The organism is Corynebacterium sp. HMSC076G08, from assembly GCF_001811515.1.
GTDB lineage: Bacteria > Actinomycetota > Actinomycetes > Mycobacteriales > Mycobacteriaceae > Corynebacterium > Corynebacterium hiratae.
Genome location: NZ_KV805083.1, coordinates 1 through 15,828, shown reverse-complemented (window position 1 = coordinate 15,828; position 15,828 = coordinate 1). Strand labels below are relative to the sequence as shown.

Sequence of the window (15,828 nt, the reverse complement as noted above, 5' to 3'; positions counted from 1 at the left end):
TTAGCCGCTCTGATAAAACGCCTATACGAAGCGAAGGAGGCTGAGACACGATGCCATCTGTACCGTCACCATTCAAGCCACGCAAGAAAAACACTTCGGACAATAATACGCCGAGTTTTTCCGTGCCTGTCGAGCGTGCCATTGAGCACTGCCGAGTGTTCATCGACGGCGAGGCGCTGCCGGGTGAGTTTACCCCGCACAGCGCGCTGCAAACCGTGGAAGAATACGGCCGCGGCTTCGTGTGGGTAGGCCTGCACGAGCCGCTCGAATCGCAGATGACGAAGGTAGCGGCTGAATTCCGCATCCATGAGCTCATCGTCGAGGACGTCGTCCAGGCGCACCAGCGTCCCAAGCTGGAGCGCTACGACGACCAGCTCTTCGTGGTGGCACGGTCGGTGAACTACCGCGACCACGACGAGGTCGCCGATAAGCGCCAAATTATCTCCACTGGTGAAATCCAGATGATCATTGGTGCCACGTTCATTATCACGGTGCGCCACTCCGCCAAGCTGCCCAATCTCGCCTATGTGATCCAGGATGAGCAAGACCTCGTCGAGCAGGGTCCTATTTCGCTGGCGTGGAAGATCCTGGACATGATGGTGGACCGCTATTCGGAGATTTGCCGCCTCATCGCCATCGAGGTCGACGAATTAGAAGAAGAAATCTTCACTCCGAATTCGCTGCCCAACATCGACCGTATCTACATGTTCAAGCGCGAAATCTTGGAGATGAAGCACGCGATCGTGCCGCTTTCCCCAGCGTTGCGGGCGATGGTAGCGGACCACAAGGATCTCATTCCGAAGACGATTCGCTCCTATATCCGCGACGTCAACGACCACCAGCTGGTGGTCCAGGACCACGTGTCGGGGTTCGATGAGCGCTTGACCTCGCTTATCGACGCCTCCGTGGCCAAGATCAGCATGCAGCAGAACTCCGACATGCGCACGATCTCCGCGGTGGTTGGCATGTGGGCAGCGCCAACACTTGTAGCAGGTATCTATGGAATGAACTTCGACATCATGCCGGAGCTGCATTTCGCATGGGGCTATTACGGGGCAATTGGCCTCATGATCTTGGTGGTGGCCGGAATGTGGTGGTGGTTCCGGCGCAACAACTGGTTGTAGGGATTATTGCACCACCATGGTGCGCAACGTGGAAGCAGCGAGGAGTACATCGCCCTGGCTGATTTTCACTTCCCACAGCTGCGTGCGGCGGCCCTTGTACAGCGGCGTAGCGACAGCCGTGACGGTGCCTTCGGCAACGGGCTTGAGGAAATCTGTGTTGTTGTTCACGCCCACAACCGGCTTGCCCGCAAGGATCAGGCTGCCCACAGATGCGGTGGACTCCGTAATCGTGCAGAAAAGCCCTCCATTCGCCACGCCCCAGGGCTGGTGGTGATCCGGAACAACGTCAACCTCGGAGCGAATCTCATCAGCGGAAATGCGCGTGAAACGCAAACCGATGAGCCCGGCTAGGCCCTGCGGGTGAGAATTAATGAGCTGCAGTTCCTCGGCGTTAAGCGGCCGTGTTTGGGATACTGCGACGAGCTTTTCGAAGATTTCAGAGTGTTTCATGCCACACCAGGTTAGTGGATTTCGGTGACGTAGGATGGTTGACATGACTCAAACTGCTGAAAAGACAGATCTCGCTCAGATTGGTGTTGTGGGCCTGGCCGTCATGGGCTCCAACCTCGCGCGCAACTTTGCCCGCAACGGAAATACCGTCGCGGTCTACAACCGCAGCCCGGAGAAGACGCGCGCGCTCATCAGCGAGCATGGCGATGAAGGAGCCTTCATCCCTTCCGAGACCGTTGAGGACTTCGTGGCCTCCCTGGAGCGCCCGCGTAAGGCAATCATCATGGTGCAGGCGGGCGCGGCTACCGACGCCGTCATTAACCAGCTCACCGAGGCCATGGATGAGGGCGACATCATCATCGACGGTGGCAATGCCTTGTTCACGGACACCATTCGCCGCGAGAAGGAGGTCGCAGCTAAGGGCCGTCACTTCGTCGGCGCGGGTATCTCCGGTGGCGAGGAGGGCGCGCTCAACGGCCCATCCATCATGCCTGGCGGTCCGGCCGAGTCCTGGGAAACTCTGGGGCCGATCCTGGAGTCCATCGCTGCTGAGGTGGACGGCACGCCGTGTGTCACTCACATCGGCCCGGATGGTGCGGGGCACTTCGTGAAGATGGTGCACAACGGCATTGAGTACGCCGACATGCAGGTCATCGGCGAGGCCTACCAGCTCCTTCGCTATGGCGCGGGCATGGAACCGGCTGAAATCGCTGAGGTCTTCCGCGAGTGGAATGCCGGCGACCTGGACTCCTACCTCATTGAGATCACCGCCGAGGTGCTGGCGCAAACCGATCCTGACACTGGTGCCCCGCTTGTCGACGTCATCGTGGACGCCGCCGGCCAGAAGGGCACCGGCCGCTGGACTGCCATTAACGGCCTCGAGCTTGGCGTCCCCATCACCGGCATTGCGGAATCCGTGTTCGCGCGTGCGCTCTCCTCGGCCACCGCGCAGCGCGCCGCCGCCCAAGAGGGGCAGCTGCCCTCCGGTACGATCACCGAGCTCAACGTGAACAAGGCGGAGTTCGTCGAGGACGTTCGCCGTGCGCTCTATGCCGCAAAGCTCATTGCCTATTCTCAGGGCTTTGATGAGATCAAGGCTGGTTCGGACGAGTTCGGCTGGAACGTCGACCCGCGCGACTTGGCCACCATCTGGCGTGGCGGCTGCATCATTCGCGCGAAGTTCCTCGACCGTATCCGTGAGGCTTATGACAATAACGCCGACCTTCCGGCCCTCATTCTGGACCCGTACTTCAAGGGTGAGCTGGAAAACCTGATTGACCCGTGGCGTCGCGTCGTTGTGGCTGCCACCCAGCTGGGGCTGCCGGTACCCGTGTTTGCTTCTTCTTTGTCCTACTACGACAGCCTGCGCGCCGAGCGCCTCCCTGCGGCCTTGATTCAGGGCCAGCGCGATTTCTTCGGCGCCCACACCTTCAAGCGCGTGGACCGCGAGGGCACCTTCCACATCGAATGGTCGGGTGACCGCTCACTCACCGAGATGTAGTTGCCAAGCCCCTCACCTGAGGGGCTTTTCTCGTACCAGCCCCACTACCCCGCTAACCAGGAGTTTTGTTCCTCCGGTTGCAGGGTTGCGGGTGCTGGTTTAATCTTCGTGCCCATGGGGGATATCGAAACCTACCTCCGCCTTCGCAACTCGGGGATTGCGCTGGTGGAAAACATACCTGGCACACCCGATGAGCTCCGCGCGCTCGGCGCGGATGCCTTTGATGCTGCCGAGCTTGCTGGCCTGCACCAGGTGTACTTCGGCCCCACCCGCTTTACAGGCAAACAACGCAAAGCCCGCCAAGCAGCACTCAAACAACGCCACAGCCTGGGCACCCTCACACTGATTGAAACCTACGTTTCAAAAGTCAAGAAAACCCTGGATGCGTGGAACCTCCGCGCCAAACTCGCCGCCACACCCGCACACCACATCCCCACCGTTGCCACCGCGCGGCTGAAAGAACTCACACGCAAAAGAACCGCCAAACCAGGCGTGCGCATCACCTACAGATCCGAAGGGCCCTAACACGCTCTCCATTACTGACGATGCCACCACGATTGCCAACATGCGCGCAGTCCTAGAATCCACCAACAACACCGACCTGCTTCAAGCCGCCAACGACGTCTTCTTCACCCAAGCCACCGGCACCAAGCCTGCCGTGCGCACCCAAGTCATCGTCACGTTGAATGAGCTGGACCAGATCATCAACGGCGAGGGTGATGAAATAGAGCTCAACCTCACCAACGGTGCGCGCATGACCGGCGCTGAATTCTTAACCCACAAGTTTGCCGAAATCGGCTACGCCACCATCGTCCACCCTGTTGAAGGACCCATCAACACCTGGCGGCTATCGCGTGGAGCAAACCTCAACCAACGCCTTACCCTCCATGCGGAATTCCACACCTGCTCCAGACCCGGCTGTAATAAGCCAGCTGACTACTGCCAAGTCCATCATTTAGTGCCGTGGCAGGCGGGTGGCTACACCAACATTAAAAACCTCACCTTCCTGTGCGCCTACCACAACGGCATCAACGACGACGACCCTTCAAGGCCCACCGGGCGTGGCTACATGTACCGACTCAATACCGGGGTTAGCTTCATCCCACCGTGGGGTGCACCGATTACCGCGATGCCGGAATACCAAGAAGCAGTCGCCAGACTCAACGCCGAAAAAGCAGCCACAGCGCCAGCCCAGCCACCGGACCCACCACCCGACAGCAGCTAACACTCGGCCACCAAACACAAAAAGCGCCGGTAACCTGCGACAAAGGTGCTCCCGATAGAAGAACCCGTCAGACAAGACATGCTGACGGGGATATCGGCGATCCCGCACAACGACGGCCGGCCATTGGGCACAGCGGCGATTCATGGTGAGTGTGGGACGGGGACATCGTCAAGCATAGGCGTATAACTAGGCGTCGACCGGCGGTGGCCCCGGCGTCTCGTCGAGGATCCCCGCTTGTACCAGATAGCTGGCAAGGTCGCCGTAATTGGTCACCACCTCGTCCGGGTCGTAACCACCCATCACGTACTCGATGACCGCGTTACGACCCTCGAGCACTTCCACCATGACGAATTCCTCATCCTGTCCGAAAATTGCGATCTGGGAACCGCGAGCGGATGTGTAATCCACAACGGATTCCTGCAGCCCCACGCGCTCCGCGTCGCGAATGGCTTCCTGATTCTCGGTGTACTGAGCCACAAACTCACCGTCGGCCCCATAGAGGCAGGAAATCGTCGGGACCCACTGCGCGTCGTAGCCCTGATCTGCTGACTCACCGAAATAGGACGTATCTTCGTAACACTCGGACGTCAGCTCAGCCAGAGGTGTAGGAACAGACGCTGGCACCTCGGACTCTCGGATAGCGTCAACATCATCGACGTCAATCGTGCGCTCCCAATAGCCGGCATCAGAGGCAGCGACCTCTCCTGGCCCATCTTCCAATCCAGCGGCAAAGTCCTTAAAAGCAGAAAACGCCGCCACAAGAGCGAGCCCTGTAACCAGAATAAGACCGAGGATTATTGCTAGAACAATCCACAACACTTTCTTCGAACCGGGCTTCTTCTGTGGCGGTTGCGGCATCCCTTGGCCTTGCCCATTAAAACCGGGAGGCGCTTGGTTGTGCCCAGGTTGGACGTGGTGCGGGTTCTGGCCAAACCCGCGGGGAGGAGACTGAGATTGAGAGTTGTCGAATGGATTCGTCATGTCGCTCAATTTAACAGAGAACCACGTCACACAAACCCTAAAAATGCAGGATGCGAGGCCTAATCCCCACCGGTAGCTGTAATGCTTTTCGGTCTGGCAGGCCGGAGCACTAGACTTTTTACCCGATGACTACTTTCGCCGAACTCGGCCTCCCCCGCGATGTTGTTCGTATCTTAGACAAACAGGGCATCACGACCCCCTTCCCTATCCAAGAAGCCGCTATTCCCGACGCCCTCGCCGGCAAGGATGTCCTCGGCCGTGGCCCCACAGGCTCGGGAAAGACCTTTACGTTTGGTCTCCCTATGCTGGCCCGATTGGCGGAGTCCGGGGTGTCGCGTCCGGCCCACCCGCGCGGGCTGGTCCTAGCACCGACGCGCGAGCTGGCAACCCAGATCCAGCAGCGCTTAGAAGAACCCGCGGCAGCATTGGGACTGCGGGTACTGGCAGTCGTCGGGGGTGTCAACATCAACAACCACATTCGCTCGCTTGCCCGCCCGGTTGACCTGCTCGTTGCCACACCGGGACGCGCCCAGGACCTCATCGACCAGGGCAAGCTCTTCTTCGACCACGTCACTATCACCGCCCTCGACGAGGCGGACCAGATGGCGGACATGGGCTTCCTCCCCCAGGTACGCAAGCTGCTCAAGCTCACGCCGGTCGATGGTCAACGTTTGCTCTTCTCCGCCACCCTCGACGGCGAAGTCAACAAGCTGGTCAACCAGTTCATGCACGATCCCGTCACCCACTCCACCGCCCCCGTCGAGGCAGCCGTCGATACGATGGAACACCACCTTATTTTCATCGGCACCCGCGAGGCCCGCAATGACGTCGTTCTTCGCCTCGGCGCACGCAAGGGCAAGACCATCATGTTTATGCGAACCAAGCATGGCGTCGACAGGCAGGCCAAAAAGCTGCGCCGCGTCGGAATCAACGCGCTGCCCTTGCACGGCGATAAGGGCCAGGGCTCACGTACCAAGGCCATCGAGGGCTTCGCAGACGGCAGCGTTCCGGTACTCGTCGCCACCGATATCGCTGCCCGCGGTATCGACATCGCCGACGTCTCCCTTGTCGTCCACGTCGATCCGCCAGCTGAACACAAGGCCTATCTGCACCGCTCGGGCCGTACTGCACGCGGAGGCGACTCCGGCACCGTAGTCACGCTCGTCACCGACGAGCAACGCGATGAGGTGGCAAAGCTCATCGCGAAGGCCGGGGTTGCGCACACCGACCTCGACATCAGTGACCGCGCCAACCCAGCCAGCAGTCCCGAGCTTGCCCAGATGACGGGAGCTCGCAAGCCCAAGGGCGAGCCGCTCGGCCCACCACACCAGCAACCATCAAAGAAGAAGCCACAGAGTCAGTCCGAACGGCAGCCTTCGCGGCGGCGATCGGGTAGCCGTAACCAGCGCCGCCGACGGGGCAACGCAGGTCAGAGATGATTCTCCAGCCTAAAACCTGGCAAACCCGGATGACCATGCACGAGGAGGCGGCCAACGAGTATCTCACCCGCTACCGCCACCCGGGCTCGTATCACCCTGTCTACGACTTCCTTTTCGAGTACTACCCCGTCCGCCCGTCACACCTGCGGCGTTGGCACCCAGGCGTCGGTGTGACTCTGGCCGGCGAGGTCCCACATGCTCAGTGGAACTACTACCACCGCACTGATGAGGGCGTCACGGTGGACACTGAGGCCTTCCTCGCACGCCGCGGTAGCACCGTTCGTTACATCCTGAATCTGCTAGAAAAGACCACGCATAACCCCACCCAATTCGATTGCTTTGGCCTGCACGAATGGGCCATGGTCTACCACACCGATTCTCCTCGCCATGACTTGCCGCTGCGGTTAGGGGCGGAAGGGACGAATGAGGTCGTCGATAGGCACCGCATCAAGTGCACGCATTACGATGCCTTCCGCTTCTTCACTGAGCCCGCGCGCCCGCTCAACCTCACGGTGCTGACTCGCGAGGGGCAACCGGAGAACGACCAGGCTGGCTGCGTCCATGCGACTATGGATTTGTATAAATGGGCGTGGAAATTGGGGCCATTGGTGCCGGGTGAGTTGTTCCTCGACACCTTCCGGCTAGCCGTGGCAGCACGCACACTTGATATGGAAGCGTCACCCTACGATTGCCGAGAGTGGGGCTTTGGGGTCGTCCCCATCGAAACGGCGGAAGGAAAGTCCGAGTACGTGCGTCGCCAACGCGAGCTTGCCGACGCCGCCGAGCCCCTCCGCGCGCGGCTTGTCTCCCAAATTCGCGCCGCACTGCCCGCTACAATGAGGAACCATTGATGTGACCCGTCGGGGCGCGCTGTGCCGCCCCGCGAAACCAGCGCGGAAGGAAAGAGATGGCCCGGCACTCGGATGGAAAGAATAACTACGCATTTGCACCGTGGGTCATCATCGTGGCCGTTTTAGCGGTGCTGGCGCTGGTTATCGGAGGGTTCTTCCTCTTCCGCGGAAACGATTCCGATTCCGGTGAAACGGTGGCGGCAGAATCAACTACAGCTAAGACGGAGGAGACCTCTACTGCAGAGGCGACAACCTCGGCCGCGCCTGCGTCGTCGGAAACGGCGAAGGACACCGAATCGACGTCGGCCGCCCCCAGCTCGGAGGAAAAGGCCGCAGAGGCACAGGTTGCGCCGAATACTTTGTTCCTCTTGGATACGTCCGAGAACCTCACGCCATATTTCGATGCGGTAAGCCAGGGTGTGGCTGAGGCGGCGTCGGCAGCCGGCAGGGAGGGAAGCCAGGTGGGCCTTTGGAACTACTCCTCTCCTCTTTCCGCCTCGGCAACCGTGGGTTACCGCCAAAACGTGTCGTATGGGGATGCCGATAACGTTGCCTATGCCGTAGGTATGTTTGGCACGGGTGGCATTCCGCAAACCCGCAGTGCTGTGGTAGCCGCACTGGATAACGCAACCGACCAGGTGGCTGAAAGCGGCAAGGACACACGCGTTCTGCTCGTAACCACCGGCACGCAGCAAGATATGGATGATGCTGCCTTCGCCGAAGCCGTAAAGAATGCCCGCGGCGAAGGAGTGAGCTTGAGCGTGGTGCACGTGGGTAACGGCGAGAAGGATGCTGAACTCGAAAAGCTGGCTGATTCCTACAGCACGGTCGCAGATCCATCCGATGCCCAAGACAATGCAACGGCCATCTCGGCCGCAGTCGGCGCACGCTAGACGCGGGCTCTCGTGCAAAGCGAGTCCGCGGCGTGCGCTCCCAAAGCGCAGAAAGCCGCCGCATCTTTCCCCCAGGGCACTGACGTGAGCAGCAGTGCAGGAAAGACGCGGCGGCGAGTGGCGCGAGTTTAAGAGCTCCTGCGCTTACGGCGAGCAGCGAGCTCGTCGAGGCCAATAACGATGTCAGTCTCTTCTTCCTCCACGACGCGCTCGGCCGGGAAGGACGTGATGGTGCCGGAGAGCTCCTTAAGGATGCCAGGTACGGCGATACCGAATACGCCTTGGCCTCCGGCGAGGAGGTCGATGACTTCATCGTTGGACCGGCACTCATAGACCGTGGTGCCGTCGGAGACAAGCGTGAGCTCCGCCAAGTCATTAACGCCGCGATCCCGCAGGGATTCCACGGCGAGGCGGATGTTCTGCAGAGAAATACCGGTGTCCAGAAGGCGCTTGACAATCTTGAGCACCAATACGTCCTTAAAAGAGTACAGACGCTGGGAGCCAGAACCACGCGCGGTGCGGATAGAGGGCTTGACCAGGTCGGTGCGTGCCCAGTAATCCAGCTGACGGTAGGTAATGCCGGCTACCTGACACGCGATGGGCACGCGGTAGCCCAACTCCTCGTCCGGTCCGACGTCGAAGAGGGATTCCTGGACGTAGCCGTTCGTTGCGGCGTCATCGAGCGGCAGGGCGCGGGACTCGGTGCGGTTGTTTTTACTGCTCACGTAATTACTCCAGTGATGTTTGAGGGGAGTTCTATTTTTCTATTAAAGGCCACGTCAGCGACCACGTCAAGGGTCGCCCTTCGTGAACCTCTAGTAGAACTTTAGACTTCTTTGGTCACTTTGTCATCATTAGTCACACGCGTGTCATTAAAAAAATCGCTGATGACAAGAAAAGCGGCACCCAGAAACGGTGCCGCTGTGTTTAGTCTGTTGTGCTGGCAAGTATGCCGAGCCGACCGCTACCCTTCTACGTACGAAGCTCAGCTGGATGCGCGGGCCTTAGTCTTCATCTTCCGGCGAGTCGCCCCCAAGCAAATCTTCTTCGGAAATGCCGGAATCACGCATCAGCTGCTCAAAGTCATCGTCTTCCTGGGCTTTCTGCCGGGCCGCCATCTCTTGAAAATCGCGCGACCTCTTCTCCGGGAAGGCCTCTGGGGACTTAGCCTCGCGCTCGAGACCGTAGTACTCCTTAAGGTCTTCATCGCTAATGTAAACAGCGACCTCCTCGAGCACCTCCTTCTCAAACCGGATGGGCACCCCGTAGTGATCTGCTAGGACGAGGGCGTCACAGATGCGGGCGTCGTGCTCCTCACCTGTTCCGTCGACCACGTCGACCATGAAAGCGCCCTTGTGGTACTCGGAGACACAAATATGCTCGATCCCATCAAGCTGGTCGGCGAAGGCAATCAGGAGTTCATAGGTACTAGGCCGCGCGTTGTAATGGCGCTCCAGCACCTGGAGAACGCGGGCTCCATCAATAGGCGAGACCCACACAGGTACGTGCCGGTCTGCCTCTTCCCAGTAAAAGAGGGCGCACAAGTTATTCTCGGGGCCGACGGGGTGGATTCCTAAAAATTTCAATACTTCTGCAGTCATGGCACCCACTTTTCCACACTTTCCTCACGCGTGGCGATTGACAGAGCAGCCCTCTATTCCGCTACGGGCGGAACTCGTCCCGCAGCTCAGTCTTGACCAGCGTTCCATGAAGGGACAGAACAAGCGCCGCCATCTGCTGCGAGAGCTCTTCTGCCTGCTGCGGGGCCGTATCAGATTTCGAATGCGCCACCGGTGAAGCCACCTGCGAAATCATGTCTGCCTGCCGGCGGGCGGCATTGCGCAGCGACTTCAATTGCCGTGCCTCAAAGCCGAAGGACTCTAAGGCGACAGCCGCCGACACGATAGACACGTCATCCGTGTCAAAGAATCCCGCCGGATCCGGCTTAATGAGCCCCACCGAGACCAGCTCCGCAATGTTTTCTTGCGTGGTCCCGGCTTGGTCGGCCACGTCGGCGTCGGTAAGCCTGGTCACCACTGGTGCTCGCAGCTGCTCGGCACTGATCAGTGCCTCAGCCTGGGAGGAGACAATGGCGGTTACTTGCCCCGAATCCATCGCCTCCAGCTGCTCACGAATAACCTTGAGCGGCGTGTAGTGATCGCGCTGCGCGGTCAGAATGTAGCGCAGACGGTCAAGATCCTTCTGGTAGTAGCGGCGGTAGCCCTTCGCGGTGCGTTCCGGAGTAATCAGACCCTCAGATTCCAAAAAGCGAATCTTCGACACCGTCACGTCCGGGAACTGCTTCTGCACGTGCTTCAGCGTTACGCCAATAGACATGGGCTTTTGCTTGGTCTTCTTGGCCGCCGAAGATGCTGTTGCTGCAGCTGCGGTGGACTTCTGAGCGCTCACGATGGGACTACTACTGCTTTCTACGCGGATTCACTTTGACAAAGGGCAGGCACAGTGAGGAAGCAAGACCGGCTGCTCCCCTCGTACCCCCGCTTCGTCCTTGCTGACGGGTACTGCCCTATTTAGGGGCGATGAAGACGAGGCGGAACTTACCAATCTGGATTTCGTCGCCTACTTCCAGTACCTGCGCATTGCGCGGCTCGCGATTGACGTAGGTGCCATTGAGCGATCCGACGTCCACGACCTCGAACTGGCCATCCTTGGCGCGGAATTCTGCGTGGCGGCGGGAGACGGTGACGTCATCGAGGAAGATGTCCGCTTCCGGGTGGCGGCCGGCGGTGGTGGTCGGCTGATCAAGCAAGAAGCGCGCGCCAGCATTCGGGCCGCGCTTCACGACGAGCAGGGCCTGGCCTTCAGCCAGGTTCTCAGCACCAGCAACGGAGGCGTCGGAGCCCGCCGCGGTGCCGTTTTCCATCTCCTTAAGAAGATCAGCGCGGAAGACAGAAGTAGTCTCTGCCTGCGGTTCCGGCGTTCCGGTATTCTCGCTCATTTTTACCTCCGAAGGGTCGGATCGATGTTGACTCATTCCATATTAGCGACTCCGCTGCGCGCGCGAGTCGCCTCTCCACAAATACATTAACGGAAAATGTTTCCTATGCCTTTGAGCACGGAATTTCCGCCGCCAGACAATGGATTATCGGAAACCATATAAGTCCAGGTGGCACTCGGGCGGGACAGTCCATGATCCTCTAGGTGCGCACCATCGGCATCAATAAGCACGGTCTTAAAAGTATCGACGGCGTCATCAACCGCGCGCTGCGCCAAATCCTTGAATTCGCGTACCGCGATGCGGTGGTATTCATCGATGGGGGTCTCACGGGCAATGGCACGCAAGTGAATGGATTCACGCACGTCATCCATCAGCTCCAAGTGGTCGGCCCACGCTAAGTCGAGGTGGTAGAGCATGATCTCGCGCGCAGCGCGCTCACGGGCTTCCATGGGGACGTCGCTAAGCTCGGCGGCGCGTTCGGGCGCTCGCTCAGCAAGCTCCTGCCAGGCTTGATCAGTGTCGAGCAGCTTGGCGCGGCGCTCATCGATAATGATGCGCTGATCCGCCAGCAGCTGGTTGTACTTCCACGTCTGCGCGTGAATTTCCAGTAACTGGCCTTCCGTCACCCGCTGACAGTGTGCGATGAAGTCTCGGACTCGCTTGGATTCAATGAGGCCATCGACATTTGGCCGAGCCGACAGGGACTCATCTTCCCCACCCTGCTGGACCACGTCGTCCTCCAAGGAAACGAAGAAGAGCGACATTCCCGGATCTCCCTGGCGGCCAGCACGGCCACGCAACTGATTATCCAATCGCGAGGAACGGTGCCGCGAGGTGCCAAGTACTGCCAAACCGCCCTTCTCGACGACCGCGTCGCGGTCAGCTTCGTCCGCGCCGCCCAGCTTGATATCGGTGCCGCGGCCCGCCATCTGTGTGGACACCGTCACGCGCCCCACGTCGCCTGCCTCCGCGACGATGCGCGCCTCATCCTCATCGTTTTTAGCGTTGAGGACGTTGACAGTAATGCCGCGCTCACGCAAAGCTGCAGCGAGGTCCTCGGACTCCGCGACATCGTGGGTACCAACGAGGACCGGCTGACCCGTGCTGTTGATCGCAACGATCTCGTTGACGATGGCGCGCGATTTTTCGTCCACAGACGCGTAGATGCGGTCTGCTTCATCGAAGCGCTGCAGTTCCTTGTTGCGGTCGATGACCGAGACGTGCAGGTCATAAAACTGTCGCAACTGGTCGGTGGCCTCCACCGCGGTGCCCGTCATGCCACAGACCAAGGGATAGCGACGCATGAGCTCCTGCAGCGTAATGGTGTCGAGGATGCGCCCACCTTCTGATACCTCCAGGCCTTCTTTGGCCTCCACCGCTGCTTGGAGTCCATCCGGCCAGCGTTGTAGCTCGGCCACGCGGCCGCGGGAGGCGTCGATAAGCTGCAGCTTTCCGTCCGTGATGATGTAGTGAATGTCACGGATGAGCAGCGCCTTCGCGTGTAGCGCCAAGTTGACCTTCACCAGTACGGAGCCGATATTCTCCTCCGAATACAGCGAGTCAATGCCCAACTCCCGCTCGACTCGCGCCGCACCATCATCGGTGAGCGCCACCGTGCGGCCGTCCTCCGCGATGACATAGTCCTGCTCCTCGCGCAAGCGGGAGACCACGTTGGTGATGTGGCCCGTGGACTCCTCGCCGGGCCGATTTCCGGCGAGGACGAGGGGGACGAGGGCCTCGTCGACAAGCACCGAGTCGGCCTCATCCACCAACGCCACCTCCGCGCGCGCCTGCACCGTCTGCTCCCGGGAGGTGATCTGGTTATCTCGCAGCACATCGAAACCGAGCTCATTAACCGGCGCATAAATGATGTCGGAAAGGTAAGCCCCGCGTCGCTCTTCCGGCCCCATTTTCTCCGTCACGGAAGCCACCGTGAGTCCAAAGAACTCCACGAGTGGGCGCATCCATTCGGCGTCACGCGCCGCTAGATAATTATTAACCGTCACCAAGTGCACGCGCTTGCCGGTGAGCGCGAAACCAGTCGCGGCCATGGCACCCACCAGTGTCTTTCCCTCACCGGTGGCCATCTGGATGACATCACCCTCAAGCAAGCGGAGAACGGCTTGGGACTGGACAGTAAACGGGCGCATGCCAAGCTTGCGTTCGCTCGCCACGGCCAATGCCGCGAGGAAACGAGACTTATCTGCAATTCCCCCGTCTTTCACGCAAGCGCGCGCAGTGGCGGCAACGTCAGCATCCGACAGGTTCGCGATATCCTCCACCGCGGAATCTGCGGCCGTCACAACGGCTTTCGACTTCTTGTTGTTGCGTTCGGACTGCGCGCCCATTGCCTTCCAGAACCAATCGAATGCGCCCATGAGCACTCCTCCATCCTTGTGCGTCATACAGGTCTTCTATCGACTCTAGTCAACCCCGGTTCGCAAGCGTGCGTTCGCCCTTATATCCTTACGGACATGCAATCCGTGAACGTGTCGCTCCCCTCCAGCACCGGTACCGCGATGGCCGGAACCATCGACTTCCCTGACTCCCCTCCGCAAGCCTTCGCCATCTTCGCGCACTGCTTTGCCGGTTCGCGCCATACCCCCGGCGCCGCTCGTGTGAGCAAGCAGCTGACTAACTTTGGCATCGCTACCCTACGCTTTGACTTTCCTGGCCTAGGCCAATCCGAAGGAAATTTCGCGGACACCTGCTTTAGCCAGAATGTTGCCGATATCCAGGCTGCTGCCGACTGGCTAGCACACAACTATTCCGCACCACAGCTACTCATGGGCCATTCACTGGGCGGGGCTGCCGCTCTGGCCGCGGCCAACAACATTCGCTCCCTCAAGGCTGTGGCCACCATCGGCGCCCCCTTCGATCCTGCACACTCCGTGCTGCACTACGCCGACAAGATCGGCGAGGTCGACGCCAACGGTGAAGTCGAGGTCACCCTTGGCGGCCGGGCGCTGACCATTTCGCGCCTCTTCCTCGAAGACCTCGCTGAGACCAACCCGGAGGACTATCTTCCGCGCCTGCGCAAGCCCCTCATGGTGCTGCACTCCCCCATTGATCAAACGGTGGGCATTGATAACGCACAAAATATTTTCCGGACCACGCGCTATCCCAAGTCCCTCGTCGCCTTGGATAAGGCCGATCACCTGGTGACTAAGCAGGGCGCGGCAGCCCGTGCCGCCGACCTCATCGGGGCTTGGGCGGAGCAGTTTATTGTTCCGGAGAACATTCCCACCCCAGTTGCTGAGGACTCCGCGCTTGCAATTCCGGCAGTTGGAACCAGGATGGGCGTCGTCGTGCGCCACAATGACCGATCGGTGAGCGCTGACCGCACGAAAAAGAACGGCGGCAAAGGCCAAGGTTTCACCGCGGAAGGCCTTCTTATGTCCGCAGTGGCTACGGCAAGCACTCAGGCCATCAAAGAAGCAGGCAAGGCGCAGAAAATCGACGCGAAGGTGCTCGAAGCGGTATCTGTCAGGGTTAACCAAGAATCCGAATCTCGTTTCACACGTACGGTGACGCTTCCTGGCTTTCTGAGCGCCGATCAACAACGCGCGCTTGCCGACGCCGCCGCTTCCACCACCATCGATTCCCTCCTCGCTGTGGACATCGCCACCACCGTGGCAACCACTGCAGAATAAGCCGCCCATGGTTGTTCTTAACCCACTTGACCCTGCCGCCCGCTGTCCCTGCGGTACCGGCCTAAGCTTCGGCGAGTGCTGCTCGCGCTACCATGCCGGCACACCCGCCCCCTCAGCGGAGACCCTGATGCGCTCGCGTTTCAGCGCTTTCGTCACCGGCGACGAGGATTATTTGCTGCGCACCTGGGACCCCGAAACCCGCCCGGAACGTCTCGACCTCGCCGAAACCGGCATCCGCTTCTACCGCCTCGACATTATCGACACCGTCGCCGGCGGCCCCTTGGACCAGACCGGCATCGTTGAATTCGAAGCCTTTTACAAGGGGGCCGCGAAGGGCTCGCAGCGAGAGCGCTCCTCTTTCCACCGCCAAAACGGGCAGTGGGTCTATTCCGCCGGAGAGTTTTAGCTGCCGCTAAAACAAAGGTTGAACTGGGATTTGTCGAAGCGAATACCGCTGGTGTAATCTGTAGCAGTTGCACCTAATGGTGCGGCGGCGGACTATGGCGCAGTTTGGTAGCGCACTACACTGGGGGTGTAGGGGTCGCAGGTTCAAATCCTGTTAGTCCGACAAAATTTAGGCTGGTCAGAAAACTCTGACCAGCCTTTTCTTTTGGAACGAGTCGACGGGTTAAGGCTTAAGCCTTGGGTTACTACGCCCACGGTAAATAGAGTTCAAATAATTCAATTTTTTAGCGCTTATTTACCGTGAACGACATGTATTGTTGCGACCGGCTATTTGGTAGCAGTGTCGT

16 protein-coding genes and 1 tRNA gene are annotated in these 15,828 nt (G+C 59.8%); 10 read left to right on the top strand and 7 right to left on the bottom strand.

The window, feature by feature from the left end; genetic code table 11:
• Positions 1 to 50: 50 nt before the first annotated feature.
• Positions 51 to 1,124: a magnesium/cobalt transporter CorA gene (gene corA / locus HMPREF2806_RS11460; protein WP_070512755.1), complete on the top strand. Its 1,074-nt coding sequence runs from the start codon at positions 51 to 53 to the stop codon at positions 1,122 to 1,124.
• A gap of 3 nt (positions 1,125 to 1,127) precedes the next feature.
• Here the strand turns inward: corA and HMPREF2806_RS11455 are convergent, their stop codons facing one another.
• The gene (locus HMPREF2806_RS11455) at positions 1,128 to 1,574 is read right to left on the bottom strand and encodes a PaaI family thioesterase (protein ID WP_070517782.1); all 447 of its coding nucleotides are present in this window, start codon (positions 1,572 to 1,574) and stop codon (positions 1,128 to 1,130) included.
• 43 nt (positions 1,575 to 1,617) lie between these two features.
• Between HMPREF2806_RS11455 and gndA the strand changes: the two genes are divergently transcribed.
• The 3 genes from gndA (at position 1,618) to HMPREF2806_RS13925 (ending at position 4,300) form a co-directional block, all read left to right on the top strand.
• Complete coding sequence (gene gndA, locus HMPREF2806_RS11450) at positions 1,618 to 3,075, top strand: NADP-dependent phosphogluconate dehydrogenase (protein WP_070517781.1); 1,458 nt, start codon at positions 1,618 to 1,620, stop codon at positions 3,073 to 3,075.
• 114 nt (positions 3,076 to 3,189) lie between these two features.
• The gene (locus HMPREF2806_RS13930; protein ID WP_232745454.1) at positions 3,190 to 3,600 is read left to right on the top strand and encodes a hypothetical protein; all 411 of its coding nucleotides are present in this window, start codon (positions 3,190 to 3,192) and stop codon (positions 3,598 to 3,600) included.
• 40 nt (positions 3,601 to 3,640) lie between these two features.
• Positions 3,641 to 4,300 (top strand): HNH endonuclease signature motif containing protein, encoded by a 660-nt coding sequence (locus HMPREF2806_RS13925; protein WP_232745453.1) that lies wholly within the window; start codon positions 3,641 to 3,643, stop codon positions 4,298 to 4,300.
• Positions 4,301 to 4,486: 186 nt separating this feature from the next.
• On the opposite strand, the gene HMPREF2806_RS11440 is transcribed toward HMPREF2806_RS13925, so the two are convergent.
• Entirely contained in the window at positions 4,487 to 5,281 is a 795-nt protein-coding gene (locus HMPREF2806_RS11440) for a hypothetical protein (protein ID WP_232745451.1), read from the bottom strand.
• 125 nt (positions 5,282 to 5,406) lie between these two features.
• Between HMPREF2806_RS11440 and HMPREF2806_RS11435 the strand changes: the two genes are divergently transcribed.
• The 3 genes from HMPREF2806_RS11435 to HMPREF2806_RS11425 are packed head-to-tail and all read left to right on the top strand — an operon-like array spanning position 5,407 to position 8,464.
• The gene (locus tag HMPREF2806_RS11435; protein ID WP_070512768.1) at positions 5,407 to 6,720 is read left to right on the top strand and encodes a DEAD/DEAH box helicase; all 1,314 of its coding nucleotides are present in this window, start codon (positions 5,407 to 5,409) and stop codon (positions 6,718 to 6,720) included.
• Positions 6,717 to 7,571: a 3-methyladenine DNA glycosylase gene (locus HMPREF2806_RS11430; protein WP_070517780.1), complete on the top strand. Its 855-nt coding sequence runs from the start codon at positions 6,717 to 6,719 to the stop codon at positions 7,569 to 7,571. The genes HMPREF2806_RS11435 and HMPREF2806_RS11430 overlap by 4 nt, the downstream gene beginning before the upstream one ends.
• A gap of 56 nt (positions 7,572 to 7,627) precedes the next feature.
• Complete coding sequence (locus HMPREF2806_RS11425; RefSeq protein ID WP_070517779.1) at positions 7,628 to 8,464, top strand: VWA domain-containing protein; 837 nt, start codon at positions 7,628 to 7,630, stop codon at positions 8,462 to 8,464.
• Between the two features lie 128 nt (positions 8,465 to 8,592).
• On the opposite strand, the gene HMPREF2806_RS11420 is transcribed toward HMPREF2806_RS11425, so the two are convergent.
• The 5 genes from HMPREF2806_RS11420 to secA2 form a co-directional block, all read right to left on the bottom strand.
• Positions 8,593 to 9,153, bottom strand: coding sequence for a MerR family transcriptional regulator (locus HMPREF2806_RS11420; protein ID WP_175973241.1), 561 nt, complete (start codon positions 9,151 to 9,153; stop codon positions 8,593 to 8,595).
• Between the two features lie 315 nt (positions 9,154 to 9,468).
• Positions 9,469 to 10,065, bottom strand: coding sequence for a bifunctional nuclease domain-containing protein (locus HMPREF2806_RS11415; RefSeq protein ID WP_070512780.1), 597 nt, complete (start codon positions 10,063 to 10,065; stop codon positions 9,469 to 9,471).
• Between the two features lie 61 nt (positions 10,066 to 10,126).
• Positions 10,127 to 10,873 (bottom strand): transcriptional regulator FtsR, encoded by a 747-nt coding sequence (locus HMPREF2806_RS11410; RefSeq protein WP_046649387.1) that lies wholly within the window; start codon positions 10,871 to 10,873, stop codon positions 10,127 to 10,129.
• A 118-nt stretch (positions 10,874 to 10,991) separates the two neighbouring features.
• Positions 10,992 to 11,423 carry an oxoglutarate dehydrogenase inhibitor Odhl gene (odhI, locus tag HMPREF2806_RS11405; RefSeq protein WP_010186533.1) on the bottom strand — a complete coding sequence of 144 codons (432 nt, stop codon included), beginning with the start codon at positions 11,421 to 11,423 and terminating at the stop codon, positions 10,992 to 10,994.
• An 86-nt stretch (positions 11,424 to 11,509) separates the two neighbouring features.
• On the bottom strand, positions 11,510 to 13,801 hold the full coding sequence (secA2, locus tag HMPREF2806_RS11400) for an accessory Sec system translocase SecA2 (protein WP_070517803.1): 2,292 nt from the start codon (positions 13,799 to 13,801) through the stop codon (positions 11,510 to 11,512).
• A 96-nt stretch (positions 13,802 to 13,897) separates the two neighbouring features.
• Between secA2 and HMPREF2806_RS11395 the strand changes: the two genes are divergently transcribed.
• From HMPREF2806_RS11395 to HMPREF2806_RS11385, 3 genes are all read left to right on the top strand, one after another.
• The gene (locus HMPREF2806_RS11395) at positions 13,898 to 15,076 is read left to right on the top strand and encodes a bifunctional alpha/beta hydrolase/OsmC family protein (RefSeq protein WP_049154981.1); all 1,179 of its coding nucleotides are present in this window, start codon (positions 13,898 to 13,900) and stop codon (positions 15,074 to 15,076) included.
• Between the two features lie 7 nt (positions 15,077 to 15,083).
• A complete protein-coding gene (locus HMPREF2806_RS11390; RefSeq protein WP_070512787.1) occupies positions 15,084 to 15,482 on the top strand; it encodes a YchJ family protein in 399 nt (132 codons plus the stop codon).
• Between the two features lie 88 nt (positions 15,483 to 15,570).
• Positions 15,571 to 15,644, top strand: a tRNA-Pro gene (locus HMPREF2806_RS11385).
• Positions 15,645 to 15,828 lie beyond the last annotated feature (184 nt).

Bases quoted from the DNA above. Each gene is read 5' to 3' on its own strand.
- corA (WP_070512755.1), top strand. From the start codon at position 51: ATGCCATCTGTACCGTCACCATTCAAGCCACGCAAGAAAAACACTTCG.
- HMPREF2806_RS11430 (WP_070517780.1), top strand. From the start codon at position 6,717: ATGATTCTCCAGCCTAAAACCTGGCAAACCCGGATGACCATGCACGAG.
- HMPREF2806_RS11425 (WP_070517779.1), top strand. From the start codon at position 7,628: ATGGCCCGGCACTCGGATGGAAAGAATAACTACGCATTTGCACCGTGG.
- HMPREF2806_RS11390 (WP_070512787.1), top strand. From the start codon at position 15,084: ATGGTTGTTCTTAACCCACTTGACCCTGCCGCCCGCTGTCCCTGCGGT.
- HMPREF2806_RS11440 (WP_232745451.1), bottom strand. From the start codon at position 5,281: ATGACGAATCCATTCGACAACTCTCAATCTCAGTCTCCTCCCCGCGGG.
- gndA (WP_070517781.1), top strand. From the start codon at position 1,618: ATGACTCAAACTGCTGAAAAGACAGATCTCGCTCAGATTGGTGTTGTG.
- HMPREF2806_RS13930 (WP_232745454.1), top strand. From the start codon at position 3,190: ATGGGGGATATCGAAACCTACCTCCGCCTTCGCAACTCGGGGATTGCG.
- HMPREF2806_RS11455 (WP_070517782.1), bottom strand. From the start codon at position 1,574: ATGAAACACTCTGAAATCTTCGAAAAGCTCGTCGCAGTATCCCAAACA.
- HMPREF2806_RS11415 (WP_070512780.1), bottom strand. From the start codon at position 10,065: ATGACTGCAGAAGTATTGAAATTTTTAGGAATCCACCCCGTCGGCCCC.
- secA2 (WP_070517803.1), bottom strand. From the start codon at position 13,801: ATGGGCGCATTCGATTGGTTCTGGAAGGCAATGGGCGCGCAGTCCGAA.
- HMPREF2806_RS11395 (WP_049154981.1), top strand. From the start codon at position 13,898: ATGCAATCCGTGAACGTGTCGCTCCCCTCCAGCACCGGTACCGCGATG.
- odhI (WP_010186533.1), bottom strand. From the start codon at position 11,423: ATGAGCGAGAATACCGGAACGCCGGAACCGCAGGCAGAGACTACTTCT.
- HMPREF2806_RS13925 (WP_232745453.1), top strand. From the start codon at position 3,641: ATGCGCGCAGTCCTAGAATCCACCAACAACACCGACCTGCTTCAAGCC.
- HMPREF2806_RS11435 (WP_070512768.1), top strand. From the start codon at position 5,407: ATGACTACTTTCGCCGAACTCGGCCTCCCCCGCGATGTTGTTCGTATC.